1 protein-coding gene is annotated in these 285 nt (G+C 58.6%); it reads left to right on the top strand.

Features of this window, described 5'->3' with window-relative positions:
• Nucleotides 1–285, top strand: a 285-nt coding sequence (locus GCM43_RS25955; protein ID WP_193315751.1) for an Ig-like domain-containing protein, incomplete at both ends; no start/stop codon positions are given.

The raw sequence follows: 285 nt of genomic DNA, 5'->3' as shown, positions 1-285 counted from the left end.
GACAGCTTCAGCTACACCATCAGCGATGGCAAGGGCGGCAGCAATACCTATGTGGTCAATATCGTGATCGATCCGGTCAACGATGCGCCAGTCGGCAGCGGCACCACGATTACCACGCCTGAAGACATGGTCAAGACCGGCAATCTGCCACCCGCGACTGATGTGGATGGCGACACCGTTACCTACACCAAGGCCAGCGATCCGTCGCATGGCACGGTTACCGTCAATCCGGATGGCAGCTACAGCTATGCGCCAACGGCCGACTACAACGGCAACGACAGCTTC

Source organism: Janthinobacterium aquaticum, assembly GCF_009208565.1.
Classification (GTDB): domain Bacteria; phylum Pseudomonadota; class Gammaproteobacteria; order Burkholderiales; family Burkholderiaceae_D; genus Janthinobacterium.
The sequence above is the reverse complement of the archived record's forward strand: the minus strand, read 5'-3'. Positions and strand labels throughout refer to the sequence as shown.